Origin of the sequence: Roseateles sp. YR242, from assembly GCF_900109745.1 — a bacterium.
In the GTDB taxonomy this organism is placed as follows: domain Bacteria; phylum Pseudomonadota; class Gammaproteobacteria; order Burkholderiales; family Burkholderiaceae_C; genus Roseateles.
On record NZ_FOAV01000002.1, the window covers coordinates 227,715 to 246,804 of the forward strand.

At 65.8% G+C, this 19,090-nt stretch carries 15 protein-coding genes; 7 read left to right on the forward strand and 8 right to left on the reverse strand.

Annotation, left to right across the window (positions count from 1 at the left end):
* Window positions 1-50: 50 nt before the first annotated feature.
* Complete coding sequence (locus tag BMY53_RS04645; RefSeq protein WP_092944162.1) at window positions 51-1,409, forward strand: DUF2325 domain-containing protein; 1,359 nt, start codon at window positions 51-53, stop codon at window positions 1,407-1,409.
* A gap of 220 nt (window positions 1,410-1,629) precedes the next feature.
* On the opposite strand, the gene BMY53_RS04650 is transcribed toward BMY53_RS04645, so the two are convergent.
* Together BMY53_RS04650 and BMY53_RS04655 are read right to left on the reverse strand one after the other, a co-directional pair.
* Window positions 1,630-2,418 carry a hypothetical protein gene (locus tag BMY53_RS04650; RefSeq protein ID WP_092944164.1) on the reverse strand — a complete coding sequence of 263 codons (789 nt, stop codon included), beginning with the start codon at window positions 2,416-2,418 and terminating at the stop codon, window positions 1,630-1,632.
* Between the two features lie 923 nt (window positions 2,419-3,341).
* Window positions 3,342-3,659: a hypothetical protein gene (locus BMY53_RS04655; protein WP_092944166.1), complete on the reverse strand. Its 318-nt coding sequence runs from the start codon at window positions 3,657-3,659 to the stop codon at window positions 3,342-3,344.
* 410 nt (window positions 3,660-4,069) lie between these two features.
* Here BMY53_RS04655 and BMY53_RS04660 point away from each other — a divergent pair, with 410 nt between their 5' ends.
* Complete coding sequence (locus BMY53_RS04660; RefSeq protein ID WP_092944168.1) at window positions 4,070-5,167, forward strand: tetratricopeptide repeat protein; 1,098 nt, start codon at window positions 4,070-4,072, stop codon at window positions 5,165-5,167.
* A gap of 76 nt (window positions 5,168-5,243) precedes the next feature.
* Here BMY53_RS04660 and BMY53_RS04665 read toward each other — a convergent pair whose 3' ends face one another.
* Window positions 5,244-5,855 carry a hypothetical protein gene (locus BMY53_RS04665; protein ID WP_092944170.1) on the reverse strand — a complete coding sequence of 204 codons (612 nt, stop codon included), beginning with the start codon at window positions 5,853-5,855 and terminating at the stop codon, window positions 5,244-5,246.
* A gap of 247 nt (window positions 5,856-6,102) precedes the next feature.
* Between BMY53_RS04665 and BMY53_RS04670 the strand changes: the two genes are divergently transcribed.
* The 4 genes from BMY53_RS04670 to BMY53_RS04685 all read left to right on the forward strand — a co-directional run bounded on the left by BMY53_RS04670 (window position 6,103) and on the right by BMY53_RS04685 (window position 10,229).
* Window positions 6,103-6,465 (forward strand): VOC family protein, encoded by a 363-nt coding sequence (locus BMY53_RS04670; protein WP_092944172.1) that lies wholly within the window; start codon window positions 6,103-6,105, stop codon window positions 6,463-6,465.
* A gap of 102 nt (window positions 6,466-6,567) precedes the next feature.
* Window positions 6,568-6,813 (forward strand): helix-turn-helix domain-containing protein, encoded by a 246-nt coding sequence (locus BMY53_RS04675; protein ID WP_092944174.1) that lies wholly within the window; start codon window positions 6,568-6,570, stop codon window positions 6,811-6,813.
* Between the two features lie 100 nt (window positions 6,814-6,913).
* Window positions 6,914-9,109: a hybrid sensor histidine kinase/response regulator gene (locus BMY53_RS04680; protein ID WP_092944176.1), complete on the forward strand. Its 2,196-nt coding sequence runs from the start codon at window positions 6,914-6,916 to the stop codon at window positions 9,107-9,109.
* A 253-nt stretch (window positions 9,110-9,362) separates the two neighbouring features.
* Window positions 9,363-10,229 carry a CsgG/HfaB family protein gene (locus BMY53_RS04685; RefSeq protein WP_092944178.1) on the forward strand — a complete coding sequence of 289 codons (867 nt, stop codon included), beginning with the start codon at window positions 9,363-9,365 and terminating at the stop codon, window positions 10,227-10,229.
* 14 nt (window positions 10,230-10,243) lie between these two features.
* On the opposite strand, the gene BMY53_RS04690 is transcribed toward BMY53_RS04685, so the two are convergent.
* From BMY53_RS04690 to BMY53_RS04710, 5 genes are all read right to left on the reverse strand, one after another.
* Window positions 10,244-11,164, reverse strand: a complete 921-nt coding sequence (locus tag BMY53_RS04690) for a ChaN family lipoprotein (RefSeq protein ID WP_177200718.1) — start codon at window positions 11,162-11,164, stop codon at window positions 10,244-10,246.
* Window positions 11,165-11,406: 242 nt separating this feature from the next.
* Entirely contained in the window at window positions 11,407-12,441 is a 1,035-nt protein-coding gene (locus BMY53_RS04695) for a S49 family peptidase (protein ID WP_092944182.1), read from the reverse strand.
* Entirely contained in the window at window positions 12,442-12,885 is a 444-nt protein-coding gene (locus tag BMY53_RS04700; RefSeq protein ID WP_092944184.1) for a Rieske (2Fe-2S) protein, read from the reverse strand.
* A 25-nt stretch (window positions 12,886-12,910) separates the two neighbouring features.
* Window positions 12,911-13,567 carry an HAD family hydrolase gene (locus BMY53_RS04705; RefSeq protein WP_092944186.1) on the reverse strand — a complete coding sequence of 219 codons (657 nt, stop codon included), beginning with the start codon at window positions 13,565-13,567 and terminating at the stop codon, window positions 12,911-12,913.
* A 140-nt stretch (window positions 13,568-13,707) separates the two neighbouring features.
* Window positions 13,708-14,661, reverse strand: a complete 954-nt coding sequence (locus BMY53_RS04710; RefSeq protein WP_092945100.1) for an RluA family pseudouridine synthase — start codon at window positions 14,659-14,661, stop codon at window positions 13,708-13,710.
* 1,053 nt (window positions 14,662-15,714) lie between these two features.
* Between BMY53_RS04710 and BMY53_RS04715 the strand changes: the two genes are divergently transcribed.
* Entirely contained in the window at window positions 15,715-18,900 is a 3,186-nt protein-coding gene (locus BMY53_RS04715) for an Rne/Rng family ribonuclease (protein WP_092944188.1), read from the forward strand.
* The last annotated feature ends 190 nt before the right edge of the window (window positions 18,901-19,090 follow it).

The window sequence follows — 19,090 nt, forward strand, 5'->3', positions numbered from 1 at the left end:
CACCTCATCGCGTCAGCGCCCCCGCCAGCCCGATCCCGAAGGAGTCCGCCATGTGCGACAAGCCCACCCTGTTCAGCCGCCTGCCCCTTGCCGACACCACGCCCGGCCCGGGTACGACGGATCTTTCCGCCATTGCCGTGGGCGGCCTGGCCACCCCGGGCGGGCTGCCGCCGGCTGACGGCGGTGCCGACGAATCGCCGGCCGCACGCGGCTCCCGCCGCCGTCGCCTGTGGGAACTGCCCACGCAGGCGCTGTGCCCGGTGATCGGCGTCTGCCTGCCCATGCAGGTGCTACGGCGCCGGTTGGGCAAGGTGCTGGGAGGGCAGGCGCAGGGCAACGACTACGAGCTGCATTGCGGCGCCATCAACGAGTGCAATCACCGCAGCTCGGTCTCCGAGGCCCTGCAGAAGGAACTGGACCAACGCTACACCGTGGCCTTGCGCCAATCCGCGCAACACAAGACGCCTGAGGCACTGGCGCGCTGGTGGGAGGCCGCCCAGTCGGGCAACGATGTGGCCGGTGCACTCTGGGGCGCCCTCACCCATGCCCGTTGCGATGCCGCGCTGCAGGAGCGGGTGCTGCGCGACATTCATATGCTGCAGCACCAGGTGGGCGCGGCCAACCGTGCGGACCTGCAACGCATGGACGAACTGGAAGACGAAAACGCCGTGCTCGGCCGTGAGCTGGCGCAGGCCCAGTCGCGCAGCACCCGGCTGCTGGCGGAACGCGCGCAGCAGCTGGAGAGCAGCCAGGCGGAATGCCTGCGGCTGCGGGGCGAGCTCATGGGGCGTGACACGCTGGTGGCCGGCCTGCGGGAGGAGTTGCAGCAGCTGGAGGAGAGCATCCCCGGGCTGCGCCATCGCCACGAGCAGGCCCGGCAACTGCAGCATCAACAGGACCGCATCCATCAACTGGAGCGCACGCTGCTGGCCGCTCAACAGATGGCGGAGCGTGAGCAGCGCCGCGCGGTCGACGTGCAGCGCCAGCTGGATGCCGCCGAGGCGCAGTTGGCACAACAACAGGCTGCCGCCGTGCCCGAGCCCGAGCCCGCGCTGCCTTCGCTCGATGAGCGCTCGGTGCTGTGCGTGGGTGGCCGGCCGGCGGTGGTTCCCATCTATCGCCAGTTGATCGAGCGCACGGGCGGCCGTTTCCTCCATCACGATGGCGGCGAAGAGGACGCCGTGGCCAAGCTCGACGCCAGCCTGGCCGCCGCCGACCTGGTCATCTGCCAGACCGGCTGCATCAGCCATGACGCCTACTGGCGGGTGAAGGATCACTGCAAGCGGCATGGCAAGAAGTGCGTCTACATCGAGTCGCCGAGCGCGAGCGGCATGCGGCGGGCGCTGGGGTCGCTGAGTACGGAAGAGCGCGCGGAAGCAGCGCCTCTGCAAGCCGGGCAGCAAGACTAAAAATACTTGGTCGGCTGGCAACTATCTGCCCGGGTTGACTGCCGTTTCAGGCTGATTGCGGTCCTCCGCACGGCGGCTGTCGGCTAACCGCAATCGACCCATTGCGGACTCTCGAAGTCATAGCACTTATGGCGACAACGAGGACGCCTGACATTCTCTTGTGTTTCGATTTAGTGTTGTTTGCGAATCGCTTGCAATGCAAATCTCGATTTCAACGTTGTTAGTGAGCGTCGCGATCGGTGCGTTTTTCACGCTCTTCATCTGCAAGCTCTTCAGCCATCGCCAACCTCATGCGTTCAAATTTCACCTTCAGCTCACTCACCATCTGGAACGGCGAAAGTGCTACGGTCTTCAGTTCATTATTTGCGGGGTTAATTGAGCCGAGAAGTAGAAGCCCCTTATCGTTTTCATAGAAATTGATGTGTGAATACATGCACGACACGTATTGTTCAAGATCGGCCACGGGAATTCCTAGGCCTCTTTTGAACAACCATGGCGGTCTTTCTCCATAAAGAGTTAGGTCGCTTTCGTGCAACGCGTCGTACAGTTTGTTAAAATTGAACGTCCACGCCCGGTAATCTAATTCGGACCAGGGCTGAGTGCCATTTAAGATTTCATTGACAATATCCATTTTGGGCCGCAGAGGGGCAATGCTGTGAGCGTAGGGCTCGAAGGCGAGTACACCAGAATCTTCCTGGTACGCGGCGAAATGGCCGACCCGTGCGATCTTCCTACAAGACTCATCGCTACGCAGATGCTGATACAGAGCTGTTCTGTCAGGTTTCTTTGAGCCTGGTTTTGCCTCTTCAGCGAAGCCGTCTCGAGTTTGTTTGAACTCGATCAGGAAATAGCGATGTCGGACCTCCCCGCAAATATCGCCAAACCAGTGATCAAACGGGTTTTGAGCATTATTCAGTATTGTTGCAGGCATAGATTCGACGCCTTCGCGCCTCCCCCACAGCTGCAGGAATTGACCAACCAAGTGGCTTTCGTATTTCTCAAGGGACATGTATGCTCTCCTTGGCAGTTGCCTTTACATCCAGCACCGAGACCTCCCCTCAATAATTGAGGGCGTTTCAATAGGAAATTACCAGTTTTAGAGGGGTAATGCCAGCGGTTTAACCTCCTGCATCCAGCCCAAAACGTGATTCCCAAAACCGACAGCAGCTAAGCAAAGGCCGCGAATGGCCGATAGCTGCTGCCCCGGGTTGGAAGCTCGACCGTCTGCAAACGCTGCAGAGCGGCCCCTTGATGGCGCAGGGCCGCTTTAGACGGGAGCGGAACTCAGTCCGAGAGAAGGAGGACCCGTGTTCCGGGAGGAACGTCGTCCTTCTTCAGGTCGTTCGGAAGGAGGATTGGCACCGTGAGGACTGCGGGCCGGGGACCCGAGCCATAGTTGAGCAGCTCAATGCCCTTGACACATGTGTCACGCACCGAGCCATCGCCTAGCTCAAGTCGAATTGCCGAGCCAACTTTCACCACTGGACCGCCAGTAGCTGCGGCCGGCCCGGGCGCGAGAACGCAGCCCCGTCCAGTGATTTGAAAGGCGTGCTCTACGACGAAGAGGAGCTTCATGGCCATAGATGGTACGAGGTCCGCTTCCGCTGCAGCGCTGCCGTCTGCTTCAGGCTGAGGCTGTAAGGGGTCTTGCCTCGACATCGGTCTCGGGGAGCAGGAATACATTCGTTCCAGGAAGAACGTCCTCCTTCCGGATGTCCGATGGGAGAGGGATCAGAACAGTGATGATGGCTGGGCGGGGACGTGCTCCGAAATTGAGCATCTCCAGCCCTGCGACGTGGGCCTCCCGTACAGTTCAGTTTGCAAGCACAAGGCGGAGAGGTGCCCCGAAAGCACCGCCTTCGCATCGGAGCGTCCATCTGGAAACTCCGAGTTCGGTCGCTCAAGGGGAAGAACGATCCATGGGAGGTGGGGCTACCCCATCAAACGTTTCAACTCGAGTGCAGTCATCAGCGTGAACCGGGAGGGCTTGAAATCAACAGAATTCACGACGAGTCGGCGAACACGGACGGAAGCGACCATTCCAAGAGGCTGCAAGACATGTTCAACGCCGCGCAGGATGCCCCGGCTAGCCTCTTCGACAAGCCCTGGTTGGGTATCTTCCGGCTCAACGGACTCCACATGGACTGACGTCTGACCATCCGATGTGAGGTGGACCTCCGCGTCGAAGATGACCACTGAACTGCCACCGCCTGCGTTCTGGCGAACCTCGTGGATGTTGAGTTGAATCATTCTCTGCAGTCGTTGCGATGGGTGGCGAATCGTACCTGCCGACGGCGATTCCGAAGTCCGCTTCCGCTGGAGGCTGTGTGAGAACGCTGCGGCGGCTTCATTGATCGTCAACTGGACTGTCCCTGGTCGGGCATAGATCCAGTTAGCCACACCAAGCTGTGTGTCTCCGTCGCGTCCCCCAGCGCAAGCAGCTTGCGCCGCGCATTGGGAATGCCTGGACGAGCGCGAAGCTGAAGACGACACCGCCGCGCCGGCTGTCCGCGAGAGCTGATGGCTTCGGATGGGATGATCCGCGTCAGGGCTGATCAACTCATCATCGTGCCCCCCGCCACCTGGATCACCGCGCTCCCGCATGTCCCTATGATGAGCCACTGACCGGGCGCCATCGCGCCCCTTTCAACTGGCGCCACATGATGACGACTGCCCCGCTGCATGACGCATGGACCCTGCGAATCGATGATGTCTGGCGCCGCGCGCCTGAACTTGCCGGTTCACAGCTCGTGGCCGAGATCGATGCACTGGCCACGGAGCGGCCCGCCACCGATGCCCGCGCCCTCTTCGAACGGGCCTGCGCCCGCGACTCGGCCGGCCAGGAAGCCGACGCGGAACCGCTCTACCGCGCAGCCCTGCAAACGGGGCAGCTCGACCCTTATCGCCAGACGCGTGCCGTCATCCAGCTTGCCAGTACCCTGCGCTGGCTGGATCGGCTGGACGACAGCGAAGCGCTGCTCATCGAAGAACTGGAGCGCCACCAGCGTCCGGGCCATGACGCCCCGCTGCATGACGAGGCACGCGCCCTGCTCGCCCTCACCTATGCCGCGCAGGGGCGTGGCCGTGAAGCCGCCGGCCTCGCCCTGGCCACACTCGCGCCGCACCTTTCACGCTACAACCGTTCGACGCTGACCGCTGCTCGGCAGCTCGTGGCGGAGGTCTGGGAGCGAGAACCCGTGATGGCGGGCCCGGCACCGGTGGAGCTCACCGAAGGCCGCTTCCTGCTGCGGCCCTACCGCCCCTCGGATCTGGCGGCGTTTGTCGCGGGGGTGCTGGAATCCCACCAGACCATCGGTCGGTGGATGAAGTGGGCCCATGCGGGGTTTTCCACCGCCGATGGTGCCGAATGGCTGGCCCATTGCGCGCGAGGCTGGCAGAGCGGGACCTGCTATGAATTCGGCATCTTTGATCGCGAGACGGGTGACTTCATCGGCGGCGCTGGCCTCAACAGCCTGCACCCCGTGCATCCGTTCTGCAATCTCGGCTACTGGGTTCGCGACAGCCGTCACCGGCAGGGTGCAGCCTCGGCAGCGGTTCGCGCCCTGAGCCGTCACGCGTTCGACGCGCTGAAACTCGCCCGCGTGGAGATCGTGGTGGCGCAGGGCAACGAAGCCAGCCTCGCCGTGGCCCGCAGGAGCGGCGCCCGCCACGAAGGCGTGCTGCGCAACCGCATACGCGGCGTGGAAGGCCGCGCGGAGGATGCGCACATGTTCTCGCTGGCGCCCGGTGCGACTTGAAGAACCGTTGATCTGGCTGGCCGAGCTGGCCGGGCTGACCAAGGTTAGCCCCGAGCGATCTCCAGCGTGCCCGGACTCAACCCGGGATGAACGCGCCAATCAGCGCCAGCGCGAGGAAACCACCGCCCAACACGATGCCGATCCAGTTCAGGATCCCGAAACCGTCATTGCGGGGATGGCCGGGCGTGGCGGCGTCATTCATCGCGTTCATCGCGCCCTGCACGGGCAACAGGAACAGTGGGCTGAAGAACGTGAGCCACCAGGCTGCGTCAACGCCCTTCCACAACAGTGAGGTCACCACCCAGCCCGCCGCCAAGGCCGTGGCATGGACCGTCACGCCGACGCCGCCCTGAGCGTCTCGCACGCGGGTGAACAAGGCCCAGATGAAGAGCACCGAGAACAGGGCGCGGAGCGCGGGAACGATGGATGACTTCTCACGTGTGCGCACCAGGCGCCACTGCTTGTAGAACCAGTACACGCTGTAGAACTGAAAGGTGACTGTGCACATCACCAGCAGCTTGAACGGCGACACGGAGAACCACATGGGGTCGCCCTGGGGCCGCTCGGGCGACACGGCCGCCACATGGGCCTCGGGCGGCGCGTAGCGCGCGGCGATGTCGAAGTCGGCGTGGCCGGGTTGGGCTGGTTCGCCCGGTTGAGCCGGGGCGAACGGTGGTTGCTGGGACATGAGGTTTCCTCCCTGGAGACAGTGACACAACGGCAGCCGGCGGCTTGGATGGAGTCTGGGCTCATTGGCCGACCGGTGCCTGGCCCGGGATGATGCCCGGGGCCGCAAACCCTGCAGCGCTGCTCCACGCGCCCAAGCCTCCATACCGTGAACCTTTGCATGAACAGCCAGGGAAAGCGCGGCCTGGGCCCGGCGCGCAGCCACGGGCACAATCGCTCGATTCGCGGGTTCCAAACCGGGAGAGCTCATGTTTGATCACGTCAAGTTCGGCGTCAGGGACTATGCGGCCAGCAAGGCGTTCTATCTGAAGGCGCTGGCTCCGCTGGGGATCACCCACTTCAACGAGGCGCCCAACGGGATCGAGATCTGCGGTGAAGGCGAACCTTCGTTGTGCTTCTACCAGACCGATGAGAAGCCCGCCCATCTGCACCTGGCGTTCATGGCCAAGAGCCGCGAACAGGTCGATGCCTTCTATCGGGCGGCGCTGGACGCCGGCGGCAAGGACAACGGCCCTCCCGGCGACCGCCCGCAATATCACGTGGGCTACTACGCCGCGTTCGTGATCGACCCGGACGGCCACAACATTGAAGCTGTCTTCCATCAGCGCTGACGGGCCGGTGGCCGGGTCATCCATCTGGCCATCCACCCGGCCATCCCCATGGCGATCAACACGGCCGAAGCGCGCAGCCAAGCGCGTGGAGAATAGGTGCTCATGGCACAAGGTAAACGGATATCGGTGGAGATCGACGCTGGCGCTTTGCAGTCGATCAAGGACCTCGGCGCGGCGGCCCGCGCCGCCCGCACGGCCGCAGGTGAAAGCCAGGGGGCCGCTGCCACACGGCTGGGCGTTCACGTCCAGACGATCGGCCGGATCGAATCCGGCGAGCCCGGCGTCGCCATCGGCCACGTCTTCGGCCTGCTGGCGCTTTATGGCATCACCCCTGCCGCGCTGAGCTGATCTCCCAGATGTAAACAGCTGCATCACCGCAGGCACGGCGAATGCCGCTCCTGTACGCTCGCGCTCGCAAGGGGATCCCCCGCTTCGAAGAGGTCCACGCATGGTCATCGAGAGAGTCTGGCTGCGGTGGCTGGTCGCCACATTGGCATTCGTGGGAGCCACCTGGCTCAACATGAAGCTGCAGCCGGTCCTGGACAGCCGCGCGCCGTTGATGCCTTATTTCCCGGCGCTGGTGATGGTGGGCCTGACCTGTGGCCTCACGCCGGCTCTGGTCCTGCTGCTGGCCGCCTGCATGGCCATGCTGTATTGGTGGATCCCGCCGGCAGGCCAGATCTGGCCCATTGAATCGGTGGCCGATGGCGTCCTGCTCATCCTGTTCTTCTGCGCCGGCCTGCTGGTGTCGGTGGTATCGGCCTGGGCGGGGCGCTTGATGCAGAAGGAGCGTTTGGGCCGGCGCCGGCTCAACCTGGCGCTGGCGGCAGGCCGCATGGTGACCTGGGATTGGGACGTGGCCACCGGCTTCGCCACCACGGCGGGGGGCGTGCGCGAGCTGTTCGGCACGCGCTGGAAGACCATGGACGACATGCTGGCCGGCCTGCCCGACGACGTGGCCAGGGACTTCCGGGAACGCTACCGCTATGCGGTCGAGTCCGGCGGCCGCTTCAGTTTGTCGGCCCCCATGACCCGCGGCGACAACGGCGAGGTGGTCTGGGTCCAGATCGATGGGTACGTCACCCTGGACACCAAGGGCCGCGCCGCGCATGCCTACGGCGTCGCCGTGGACGTGACCACCCAGCAGGAAGCCCTGCGCGCCAGCCAGGCCGCCGAAGAGCGCTTTCACCTGGCGCTGCAAAGTGGCAAGGTGATGGCGTGGGAGTGCGACACCCAGGGGCGCTACACCTGGGCCTACAACATCCCCATGGGCATCTCGCGCGAGGCCCTGATCGGCGCGGAGGTCGGCAGCCTGGTCGATCAGCCGCAGTACGCCGCCATCATCCGGGACGCGGTCGTGTCCGGCGATGCGGTGAACCTGGCTCAGCAGTCCACCCACAACGGCAACAGCTTCCACCTGCTCACCTCCCTGAAGCCGGTCCGGGACGCAGACGGTCAGGTGCGGCGCGTGCTGGGTGCCACGGTGGACGTCACCGAGCTCACCGCGGCCCAGGAACAGCTGCGCCGCGAAAGCCAGCGCAAGGACGCCTTCCTGGCCACGCTCGCCCACGAGCTGCGCAATCCGATGGCCCCCATCCGCTACGCCGTCACCATGCTGCGCCAGGCCCGCTCGGACGACATGCGCCATCGGGCCACGGACATCATTGCGCGCCAGTCCGCCCACATGGCGCGGCTGCTGGACGATCTGCTGGACATGAGCCGCATCACGCGCAACGTGATCGAGCTCAAGCGCCAGATCATCGACGTGCGCAGCGTGGTCCGGCAGGCGCTGGAAGCCGTGGAGCCGCTCTACAGCGAGATGCGGCACCGGGTGTCCCTCGCGCTGCCTGAAGAGCCGGTGATGGTGGACGGCGACCCGACGCGGCTGCAGCAGGTGCTGGCCAACCTGCTGGACAACGCGGCGAAATATTCACCGATCCCTGGCGAGGTTCGCGTCGATGTGGAGATCGATCACGGGCATGCCAAGGTCAAGGTGACGGACACCGGCATCGGCATCGCCATGGCGCAGCAGCCGCAGGTGTTCGAACTGTTCACCCGGCTGGATGCCAAGGGTGCGGGCCCGTCGGGCCTGGGGATCGGTCTGGCGGTGTCTCGGCAACTGGTGCTGCTGCATGGCGGCACCATCCACGTTGAAAGCGAAGGCGCGGGCCACGGGAGCCGCTTCATCGTGTGCCTGCCCCTGGTCAAGGACGTGCAGGCGCCTGCACACATCAGCGAAGCCGGCGCCCCAGGCGATGCGGCGGCTTCGTCCTGGTCCGTCCTGGTGGTGGACGACAACGCCGATGCGGCGGATACCCTTTCCGAGGTGCTGCAGGGCGCGCATTACCGGACGGCGGTGGCCTACAGCGGCGAAGAGGCTTTGGCCTGCTTCACCCGCGTCCGGCCGCGCGTCGTGCTTCTGGACATTGGCCTGCCCGGGCTCTCCGGCTTGGAAGTGGCGCGGCGGATGCGGGCCATGAGCGACGAGCCCGGTCTCATCCTCGTCGCCATCACGGGCTGGGGCCAGCATGCAGACCGCGAAGCCACTACCGACGCAGGTTTCGATGCCCACCTGGTCAAGCCGATCGAGTTCAATGAGCTGGAGCGGACGATGCAGAAGCTACTGCATGCTGGCGCGTCTTGACGGGCCTCTCTGGCCCTGGCCTCAGCGGGTCACGCAGAGCAAGTGCAAGGCTGACCAGGCCCTCGCCCATGAGCGGTGAAACAACGAATTCATGCGCGGATTGTGAGGCATGTCCCCTGGATCGGCGATGCAGGATCGGTGCCGGGATGCTCCCACCCATCAGTGGGGGTTGGCCCTGGCCACGCTTGCGCTAAGGTGCGCGTCGCGCCCGGCCTGATCGGGCGGCATCTGTTACCAAATGCATGGAGTTCGCATGAAGTCCCACCCGTTGTTCCGTCCTGTTTCCGTCGCGATTTTCTCGAGCCGCCCTGGGGTTCTGGCCATCGCCGTGGCGGGGGCCGCCTTGCTGGGCGCCTGCGGCAAGCAAGGCGCAACGCTGGGCGAAGGTGGCTCGGAGATCAGTGGATCGGCGGGCCCTGCGGGTGCCAGCAAGGCCAATCGCGAACTGCTCAAGTGCGAGGCGCCGGTGGCCACGCTGGCGCTGGTGGAGAACCCCAACGGCTACACCGTGGTCGGCGCCCACAACCTGCCCAACACCCCGTTGCCGCTGGTGCGGCTGCTGGCGCAGCAAAGCGGTTGTTTCCGTGTCGTCGACCGCAATGCAGGCCTGCGCGCCACCATCAAGGAGCAGGAGCTCAAGGAGGCCGGTGTGCTGCGCAAGGAAGGCAGCACGGTCGCCAAGGGCAAGGGTTATGAAGCGCAATACACACTCACGCCCAGCCTCACCTTCAGTGAGCAGGATGCTGGCCGTCAGGTAGGCGGCCTGCTGGCCATGATTCCCGTGCTCAACAAATTCGTGGGTGCCGCCGAGCAGGTCAAGCTCAAGGAGGCGCAGGTGGCGCTGCTGCTCACCGACAACGAAACCACCGAGCAGGTAGCCGCCGCCACGGGTTCCGTTCGCGTCACCGATCTGGGCATGGGTGGCCTGGTGCTGGGCAAGCTCGGCGGCGCTGCTGGCGCGGGCTGGGCCAATAGCAATGAAGGCAAGGTCATCGCCGCCGCCTTCCTTGATGCCCACAACCAGCTCGTCATCCAGGCCCGCGCGCTCGCCGCCAAGGACCTGCCGGAGCCAGTCCCCACCCGCAAGGCAAAGACCGCGCAGGCCGGCACCGCCTCCTGAGGCGGCGCGGGGGATCACAGGTTTTTACAGGGGTCCTCGCGATTGGGCGCCGGGGCGCGCTGAACCTGGTCATAGGTACCAGCGCCGGCGGCGCTGTCCGTTTCCAGATAGGCCACCGCCTCGATGTCACTGGCCGGCACCCCCGCCGCCTGCAGGTAGACCGGCACCGCCACATCACGGCGAACATGGCCATTGCCCGCGATCAGCACCACCCGGCGGGCGCCCTGGGCCCGGGCATTGAGCATGGCCTGCGCCATGGCCGCATCCCGCGCCCGCTGCGCATTCACCATGCCGGGCAACATGGCTTCCGGCATCGCACCGCAGTGACCGTCCTGGATTTCACGCGCCAGTGTCTGCTGCTGGGTGTCTGCCCAGGGCGTGTGGCCACGCAGGGCCAGCAGGTCCTGTGGCCAGGCCGCATCGCCCTCGCGCACGATGCGACGGACCTGATCCCGCTCCAGGTTGCCACCACGAAGAGGCGCCTCGCTGTGCACCACCACGTCAAACACCGGCTGGTGCAGCGGCCAACGCCATCCCTTGCGGTCGAACCGGCCGGCCTCCAGCACCTCGTCCACGGCGCCAGGATGCTGCTGGCGCGCTGCGGCTACCGCATCGTCCCGGTCCCGGGCCATCTGCTCCACCACCACCACCGTCTTCGGCTCCTGCGCCAGCAACTGGCGCAAGCGTTCGGCGCGGGCCTGGTGATGGGCCGGGTTGTCGTGAACCTCGCCGAGCAGGACAAACGGCGCATCCGGGCGGGATGCAACGGCTGCGCCGGCATTCAGGCTGGTGGCGGATGCGCGGGGCGCGTCAGCACTGCTGCAGCCCGCCAGTGTCAGGGACATCACCAGCGGCAGCGCAAAGGCTGGGGCCAGGCCGTGGGCGCTCAAGCGGTTCATCAAGCGCCGGGACTTCCGGGGCAGGACTGTGTTCATGGACGTCATTCCTCAAGGGGGACCAAACGGGAACAAGCCTGGCGAGAAGCGCAGGGGAACGTCGGCATGAGCCGGGTTCTCCACAGGACGCTCGTGAGCTGGGAACGGCCGCTATTGTCGCCCTGCCGGCACACCCTCAGTGCGATGACGGCCGCGGCCGCTCACGGCCCCCTCCCCATGAAACGCAACGAGGCCCCGCAGGGCCTCGTTGGAGAGTGGGCGAGTGGAGCGCTCGCAGCCGCTCAACGGATGCTGGACATCTCACGCATCGTCTTCACCGCGCCAGCCCCCATGGCGGCGCCAAACCGCTTGGCCAGGCGTTCCGCCACGTTGTCGCGGGGCGTGTAGTCGACCACGTCCTCGGCCTTCACCACTTCACGGGCCACATAGTCCAGATTGCCCGTGCCATCGGCCAGGCCCATCTGCACGGCCTGCTCACCATTCCAGAACAGGCCGGAGAAAGTCTCCGGTGTTTCCTTCAGGCGGGCACCACGGCCCTCGCGGACCACCTTGATGAACTGCTGGTGGATCTGGTCCAGCATGGCCTGCGCATAGGCCTGCTGCTTGGCGGACACTGGAGAGAACGGATCCAGCATCCCCTTGTTCTCACCCGCCGTCATGAGGCGGCGCTCGACGCCCAGCTTTTGCATCAGCCCGGTGAACCCGAAGCCATCCATCAGCACGCCGATGGAGCCCACCACGGAAGCCTTGTCCACATAGATCTCGTCGGCACCGGCCGCGATGTAGTAGGCGCCGGAGGCACACATTTCCTCCACCACCACGTAGACCTTCTTGTTGTGCAGCGCCTTCAGGCGGCGGATCTCGTCATTGACGATGCCCGCCTGCACCGGGCTGCCGCCCGGCGAGTTGATACGCAACACCACCGCGGCACTGTTGGGATCTTCAAAGGCGCTCTTCAACGCGGAGACGATCAGCTCCGCGCTGGCCTCCGTATCCGCCGCAATCTCGCCGCGCACTTCCACCAGCGCGGTGTGCGGGCCTGCGGCCGGTCCGCCGTGATGGCGTTGCGAGAACAGGCCCCAGGCCAGCAACAGGACCACGGAGGCCCAGATCAGGCGGAAGAAGATCTTCCAGCGGCGTTCGCTGCGGCGTTCACGCAGGTAGTCGTGGGCGAATTGCTCCAGCACCTGTTCATAGGGTCGCGGGGCCGCTGCGGCACCGGCCACGGCCGGCGGCGGCGGCGCGCGGAACATGTCTTCCGGGCGCGGCGTGGCGTCCGGAATGGGTGGCGGCAGATCGTTCGGGTTCTGATTCATTCAGTCCTCAAAGGCGGGACGTGTGTCCCGTGAAGGGTACCAATAGACCTGTCCGTCGCGCTCGCGGACGTCCAGGCGGGTCAGGCCGATGCGGCCACACATGCCGGTCACGCAGCGCCCATCCAGCGGGTGATATACGGCGCCGTGGATGGAGCAGATGATGTAGCGCTTGTCCCGGTCCAGGAACTCGCCTTCCTGCCAGTCCATCTCGGTAGGCACGTGGGCACAGCGGTTCAGGTAGGCCACCACCTGCCCCTCGAAGCGCAGTGCAAAAGCGGTGGCGGACTGACGGAAATGCAGCACATCGAAGGTGTGGGCCTTGCCCTTTTCCTCCAGCGCGTCGGAGGGGCAGAGCAGCACGGCGGCGCTGTCGTCCGACTTTTGGTCGGGCTTCGGGCCAGGCTTGGGGTCGGGCTTTGGCCCGGGCTGGTGGGTATCGGTCATGAGTGGTGGAAAACCGGCGCGCCGCTCAGGCGTTGGCCAGCAGCCAGGCCTGCAAGCTGGGTACATCGTGCGCCACCAGCAGCGGGTCATAGGCCCGCAGCGATTCGTGGGCATGGGCGCCATAGGTCACCGCCACTGCCGGGCAGCCCGCATTGCGGGCCAGTTCCAGGTCGTGGCTGGTGTCGCCGATCATCAGCGTGCGCTCCGGCTCAGTGCCGAACTCCCGCATCAGTTCCAGCAACATGCGGGGGTCAGGCTTGCTGGCGGTCTCGTCAGCGGTACGGGTGCCATCAAACAGGCGCTGCATGGACACGGCAGCCAGCGCCTCGTTCAGGCCCCGGCGGCTCTTGCCCGTGGCCACGGCCAGCCAGTGATGGCGGGCCTTCAGCGCCTGCAGCATCTCGGGCACGCCATCAAACAGGGTCACCTCATGGGCCGAGGCAAAGTAGTGCTGCCGGTAGCGCTCGCCCAGCGCCGGGTAGTGCGCGCGGTCCAGGCCCGGCAGCGCATAGGTCAGCGCCTCCACCAGGCCCATGCCGATCACATAGTTCGCGCGCTCCCGGCTGGGCGGCTCCAGCCCCAGGTCCGCGGCAGCCGACTGCATGCACTTCACGATCAGCGCGGTGGAGTCGAACAGGGTGCCGTCCCAGTCGAAGACGATCAAGTCAAAACGTTGTGGCATGGGCAATAACGGATGGGGCAACAGGCAATCAGCGGTGGGGGCGGGCGGGGCGACATCCTGGCAATGGCTTCAGGCGGTCTCAAGCGGTCTCAAGCGGTCTCAAGCGGCTTCAGACAAGCTTTAGACGGCTTGAAACGGCTTCAGCGACCGCCCTCGGCCTTGCGCAACGCCAGCAGCAGATTCTCACAGCTTGCCGGCAAGGGTGCCGTTAACGTGAGTTCGGCGCCACTGGCCGGATGGGTGAAGCGCAGCTCCTTCGCATGCAGGAACATGCGGTCAAAACGCATCGGCCCGCGCGCCAGCGCCCGGTTCGCCTCGAAATCCCCGTATTTCGGGTCTCCGACGATGCTATGGCCCTCGTGCGCCAGGTGCACACGAATCTGGTGGGTGCGCCCGGTCTTGATGGTCACCTCCAGCAGGCTGTGCTGCGGCAGCGCCTCGGTCACGCGGACCAGGCTGATGGAGCGCTTGGCCTGCTCGGCCGCTGGATCATGCGAATGGGGCACCGCACGCACCCAGCGTTCGCCGTCATGGCCCACGAACTTGAGCAGCGGTACGTCGATGACCTTCTTGGACGCCGCCCAGCGGCCCCAGACCAAGGCTGCATACCGCTTGCCCGTCTCCCGCTCCCGCAACTGGTCCTGCAGGTGGTTCAGCGCGCTGCGCTTCTTGGCAATCATCAGCAGCCCGGAGGTTTCCTTGTCCAGCCGGTGCACCAGTTCCAGAAACTTGGCCTGCGGGCGGGCGCGGCGCAGTTGCTCGATCACCCCGAAGCTCACCCCGGAACCGCCGTGCACGGCCACGCCAGCAGGTTTGTCCACCACGATCAGGTGCTCGTCCTCATAAACCACCGGGAATTCACGCCCTGGCACATCCGAGTCATCCGACTTCTCCGCCAACCGCAAGGGCGGTACACGAACAACATCCCCTGACGCCAGGCGGGAGTCCGCGCTGCAGCGCCCCTTGTTGATGCGCACTTCCCCCGAACGGATGATCCGGTAGACCAGGGTCTTGGGCGCGCCCTTGAGCTCGCGCATCAGGAAGTTGTCCAGGCGCTGGCCTTCGGAGCCCTCGTCCACGGTCAGCAGCCGCACCTGGGGGGACAACACCTCGGCCGGAGTGGGCGCGGCCGCTGCGATGCTGGTTTTGGCGCCGACGCTCTGGCTGGCATTGACGTTGGCGCTGGCGTTAGTGGCCTGGGCCTTCACTGGCACGCCCGCCTTTGCAGCGGCCGGCTTCCCGGCCTGCTGCCCGGGCGCCCGTGGCGGCTTCGCCGGGCCGCTTCCCGCGCGCCGCTCGGCCGGGGCCGCACGGCTGCCGGCGGCCTTGCCAGACTTGGCAACGCCCCCTTGGAAGGCCCGCTTCGGGGCGTCCCCTGACCGCGTGGCACCCCGGGCAGTCCCTGGGGCGGCCTTGCGGGCTTTAGCCCCTATAATGCTGCTTGCCACGTTCGCGTTGTAAGTGTTTGATTTTTCTCATTTTACCTGTGCGGGCACTTATGTAGAGGCCTGTTCAGACCCTGGGCAGACCCCGTGAGTGAAGCCGTTTGCGGCAACCCACACCTGCTAAAGGTGTTACAACACGGGCAACAACAGTGTGGCAATGGTTGTGCAACGTCCTGTCAGTCGTGTCGGGCCTTCTCCCCAAGTGAGCAGGCAGTCCAGACCTCAGGACGGAAGAGCAACGTCGTCAGAACCATGCCGTGTGGCCGCTTCAATATTTCAGGCGGTGCCGGTTAAACAACAAGGTTTCACGACGTCAGGATGAGGGCTTTCACTCACGTCCTGGCGTCAGCGCCCAGGCATTCAGTCCGGATGATTCCCCCAGTCCCCCTCACCCCCCGCCGCTTGCGTGCGCGTCCCGGTTCTGCCCGGACGCTGGTCACCGGCCGTGGGCGGGCCGTGCCCTCGATCCGATCGAGGACACGCTTGCGGGCCGGAACAGACGGATCGGGGCCCGACGCGCACGCGCCAACGCTGCATCACTAAACGGACGTCTTGTCCGTTGTCTGCAGTCCAGGGCGATTCCTTCCACGGTTCTCTCGCGTTTCTCGTGCATCGGTTGAGTCGCCCGCCGGTCAATGAAATGACGGCGGCGATTCTGATGTAGTTCGGCCGAGAACACATTCCGGCCGTGGAGGAGAACTGATGAAGCGCATGCTGATCAACGCGACGCAGCAGGAAGAGCGTCGCCTGGCCATCGTCGATGGACAAAAGCTGCTGGATTTCGAGACCGAAATCGAAGGGCGCGAACAGCGCAAGGGCAATATCTACAAGGCGGTTGTGACGCGCGTCGAGCCGTCGCTGGAAGCCTGCTTCGTGGATTACGGCGAGGACCGTCACGGCTTCCTGCCGTTCAAGGAAATCTCCCGCCAGTACTTCCGCGAAGGCGCGGACGTGCGTTCCGCCAAGATCCAGGACGTGATCAAGGAAGGCCAGGAACTGCTGGTCCAGGTGGAAAAGGAAGAACGCGGCAACAAGGGCGCAGCCCTGACCACCTTTGTCTCGCTGGCCGGCCGCTACCTGGTGCTGATGCCCAACAACCCCCGCGGTGGTGGCGTGTCCCGCCGCATCGAGGGTGAAGACCGCGAGGAGCTGAAAGAAGCCCTCGACCAGCTCGACTACCCCAAGGGCATGTCCCTGATCGCCCGCACCGCAGGCATCGGCCGCAATGCCGCCGAGCTGCAGTGGGACCTGAACTACATGCTCAAGCTGTGGACCGCCATCGACGAGGCGGCCCACGGTGGCAAGGGCGCCTTCCTGATCTATCAGGAATCGTCGCTGGTGATCCGCGCAATCCGCGACTACTTCACCGCCGACATCGGTGAAATCCTGATCGATACGGACGACATCTTCGAGCAGGCCCACCAATTCATGAGCCATGTGATGCCGGAGACGGCGCACAAGGTCAAGCGTTACCGCGATGACGCGCCGCTGTTCAGCCGTTTCCAGATCGAGCACCAGATCGAGACGGCCTTCAGCCGCACGGTGAACCTGCCCTCGGGCGGCGCCATCGTGATCGATCACACCGAAGCGCTGGTGTCGGTGGACGTGAACTCGGCCCGCGCCACCCGTGGCGGCGACATCGAGGAAACGGCCACCCGCACCAACCTCGAGGCGGCCGACGAAATCGCCCGCCAGATGCGCCTGCGCGATCTGGGCGGCCTGATCGTCGTGGACTTCATCGACATGGAGGAGTCCAAGAACCGCCGTGACGTCGAGCAGCGCCTGCGCGACGCCCTGCGCCAGGACCGCGCCCGTGTGCAGTTCAGCTCGATCAGCAAGTTCGGCCTGCTGGAACTGAGCCGCCAGCGTCTGCGCCCGGCCCTGTCCGAAGGCAGCCACATCACCTGCCCGCGTTGCAACGGCACCGGCCACATCCGCGACACCGAGTCCTCCGCGCTGCAGATCCTGCGCATGGTGCAGGAGGAGTCGATGAAGGACAACACCGCCGCCGTGCACGTGCAGGTGCCGGTGGAAGTGACCAGCTTCCTGCTCAACGAGAAGCGCACCGAGATCACCAAGATCGAACTCAAGCAGCGCGTCACCGTGCTGCTGGTGCCCAACAAGCATCTCGACACGCCCAACTACAAGCTGGAACGCCTGCGCCACGACGACCCGCGTCTGGAAAACCTGCAGGCCAGCTACACCATGATCGAGGAGCCGCAGGACGAGGTGGGCATCACCCGTCGTGGCGCCGAGAAGCAGAACAAGCAAGAGCCCGTGATCAAGGGCATCCTGCCGGAGCAACCCGCGCCGATGCCGGTGCCGGCCCCTGCCAAGGCAGCCGCCGAGCCCGTGGCCGCGCCGGCCCCTGTGGCCGCGCCTGCCGCACCGGTGGATGCGGGTGGTGGTTTCTTCGGCTGGATCAAGAGCCTGTTTGGCGCGACCCCGGCACCGGCCCCTGCGCCGGAACCGGCCGTCAAGGCCACCGAGCCGGGCCGCAAGGAACGCGGCGAACGCCAGGGTGAACGCGGCGGTCGTGGTGATCGTTCGCGTCGTGGCGAGCGCGGTGAGCGCGGTGAGCGTGGTGAGCGTGGTGAGCGCAGCGAACGGGGTGACCGTGGCGAGCGCGGCGAGCGCGGCGAAGCCAAGGCGCGCGACGGCAAGGGCCGTGGCGAAGGTCGTGGCGAAGGTCGTGGTGACGGTCGTGGTGAAGGCCGCGGTGAAGGCCGCCCGCAACAGGACGGCGCACCGCGTGGGGAACGTGGTGAGCGTACCGAGCGCGGTGATCGGGCCGAACGCGGCGAACGTGCAGAACGTGGTGACCGCAACGAACGCGGTGGCCGCCGCAATGAGCCGCGTGCCGACAAGCCGGAAGTGACCGCCACCGAAGGCGCCCCGCGTCAGGAACGTGCGGACCGTGGTGAGCGTACCGACCGTGGTGAACGCGCTGAGCGTGGTGAGCGCGGTGAAGGTGGTGGCCGTCGTCGCCGCGAAGAGCGTGGTGACCGCGCCCCTCGCAACGAAGGCGCTGTCGAGGCCGCACAGGAGCAGACGCTGGCCTTGTCCGGCACGGAAGCCGCCAATACCGAATCGCCGACCGCATTCGCCGACACACTGCCGGATGGCCTGGCGCTGAACACCGAAACCGGTGAAGAGCGTGGTAGTCGCCGTCGTCGTCGTCGTGGCAACCGCGGTGAACGGGGTGCCGAAGGCGCGGAAGGCGCAGAAGGCATCGACGCGTCCCTGGACGGCCAGACCGCGCAGGCTGACGTTGACGTCACCGAAGCTGCCGAGCCCGTGGGCAACGTCGCTGAAGGTGAAGCGCCTACTGGCGAAGAAGGCGAAGGCCAGGCGCGTGACGGCCGCCGCCGCGGCCGTGGGCGTGACCGCTATCGCCGCGATCGCCGTGAGGGCGAGGCGGGTGGCTCCGAAGCCGGTAGCGCTGAAGGTAGCGCCGAAGGTGTCGCCCAGGGTGAGCACGCTGAAGCACCGCAACAGGTGGCATCGGTGGGTGAATCTGTGGAGCAGGCTCCTGCCCCTGTGGCCGCGCCCGCTCCGGTGGTAGCAGCCCCCGCACCAGCACCCGTGGCCGCTGCCCCGGTGCCTGTGGCCGCACCGGCCCCGGCCCCGGCCCCTGTGGCTCCGGTCGTGCCCCGCTTCGAACTGCCGATCGCCGATCTGAGCGCTGTCGCCGAAGGCGCCGGCCTGGTCTGGGTGAACAGCGATGCGGACAAGATCGCCTCCGTGCAGGCGGCCATTGCAGCGGAACCAAAGGCCGCCAAGCTGGGCCGTGAACCGGCCCCGGTGACGGTGGTGGACGAAGGTCCGCTGGTGCTTGTGGAAACTCGCAAGGATCTCAGCCAGTTCAAGCTGCCCTTCGAGGCCTGAAACGACTGAAGGCGCCCCGGCGCTTTCAGTCCGCGCAGCCGCCGCGGCCTCTCGCCCGGCGGCTTTTTCTTTGTTGGCACGACCCGTGCCTTGTCTGAACGCCACTCATCGTGGCAGCGATCCCGCCGGGAGATCCCCTTGAGCTCATCCTCCGTCTCCACCCCGCCGCTGGGCGCCGGTCAGGCTGCCG

Bases quoted from the DNA above. Each gene is read 5' to 3' on its own strand.
- BMY53_RS04655 (WP_092944166.1), bottom strand. From the start codon at position 3,659: ATGATTCAACTCAACATCCACGAGGTTCGCCAGAACGCAGGCGGTGGC.
- BMY53_RS04660 (WP_092944168.1), top strand. From the start codon at position 4,070: ATGATGACGACTGCCCCGCTGCATGACGCATGGACCCTGCGAATCGAT.
- BMY53_RS04675 (WP_092944174.1), top strand. From the start codon at position 6,568: ATGGCACAAGGTAAACGGATATCGGTGGAGATCGACGCTGGCGCTTTG.
- BMY53_RS04700 (WP_092944184.1), bottom strand. From the start codon at position 12,885: ATGACCGATACCCACCAGCCCGGGCCAAAGCCCGACCCCAAGCCTGGC.
- BMY53_RS04705 (WP_092944186.1), bottom strand. From the start codon at position 13,567: ATGCCACAACGTTTTGACTTGATCGTCTTCGACTGGGACGGCACCCTG.
- BMY53_RS04670 (WP_092944172.1), top strand. From the start codon at position 6,103: ATGTTTGATCACGTCAAGTTCGGCGTCAGGGACTATGCGGCCAGCAAG.
- BMY53_RS04685 (WP_092944178.1), top strand. From the start codon at position 9,363: ATGAAGTCCCACCCGTTGTTCCGTCCTGTTTCCGTCGCGATTTTCTCG.
- BMY53_RS04715 (WP_092944188.1), top strand. From the start codon at position 15,715: ATGAAGCGCATGCTGATCAACGCGACGCAGCAGGAAGAGCGTCGCCTG.
- BMY53_RS04650 (WP_092944164.1), bottom strand. From the start codon at position 2,418: ATGTCCCTTGAGAAATACGAAAGCCACTTGGTTGGTCAATTCCTGCAG.
- BMY53_RS04695 (WP_092944182.1), bottom strand. From the start codon at position 12,441: ATGAATCAGAACCCGAACGATCTGCCGCCACCCATTCCGGACGCCACG.
- BMY53_RS04690 (WP_177200718.1), bottom strand. From the start codon at position 11,164: ATGAACACAGTCCTGCCCCGGAAGTCCCGGCGCTTGATGAACCGCTTG.
- BMY53_RS04680 (WP_092944176.1), top strand. From the start codon at position 6,914: ATGGTCATCGAGAGAGTCTGGCTGCGGTGGCTGGTCGCCACATTGGCA.
- BMY53_RS04665 (WP_092944170.1), bottom strand. From the start codon at position 5,855: ATGTCCCAGCAACCACCGTTCGCCCCGGCTCAACCGGGCGAACCAGCC.
- BMY53_RS04645 (WP_092944162.1), top strand. From the start codon at position 51: ATGTGCGACAAGCCCACCCTGTTCAGCCGCCTGCCCCTTGCCGACACC.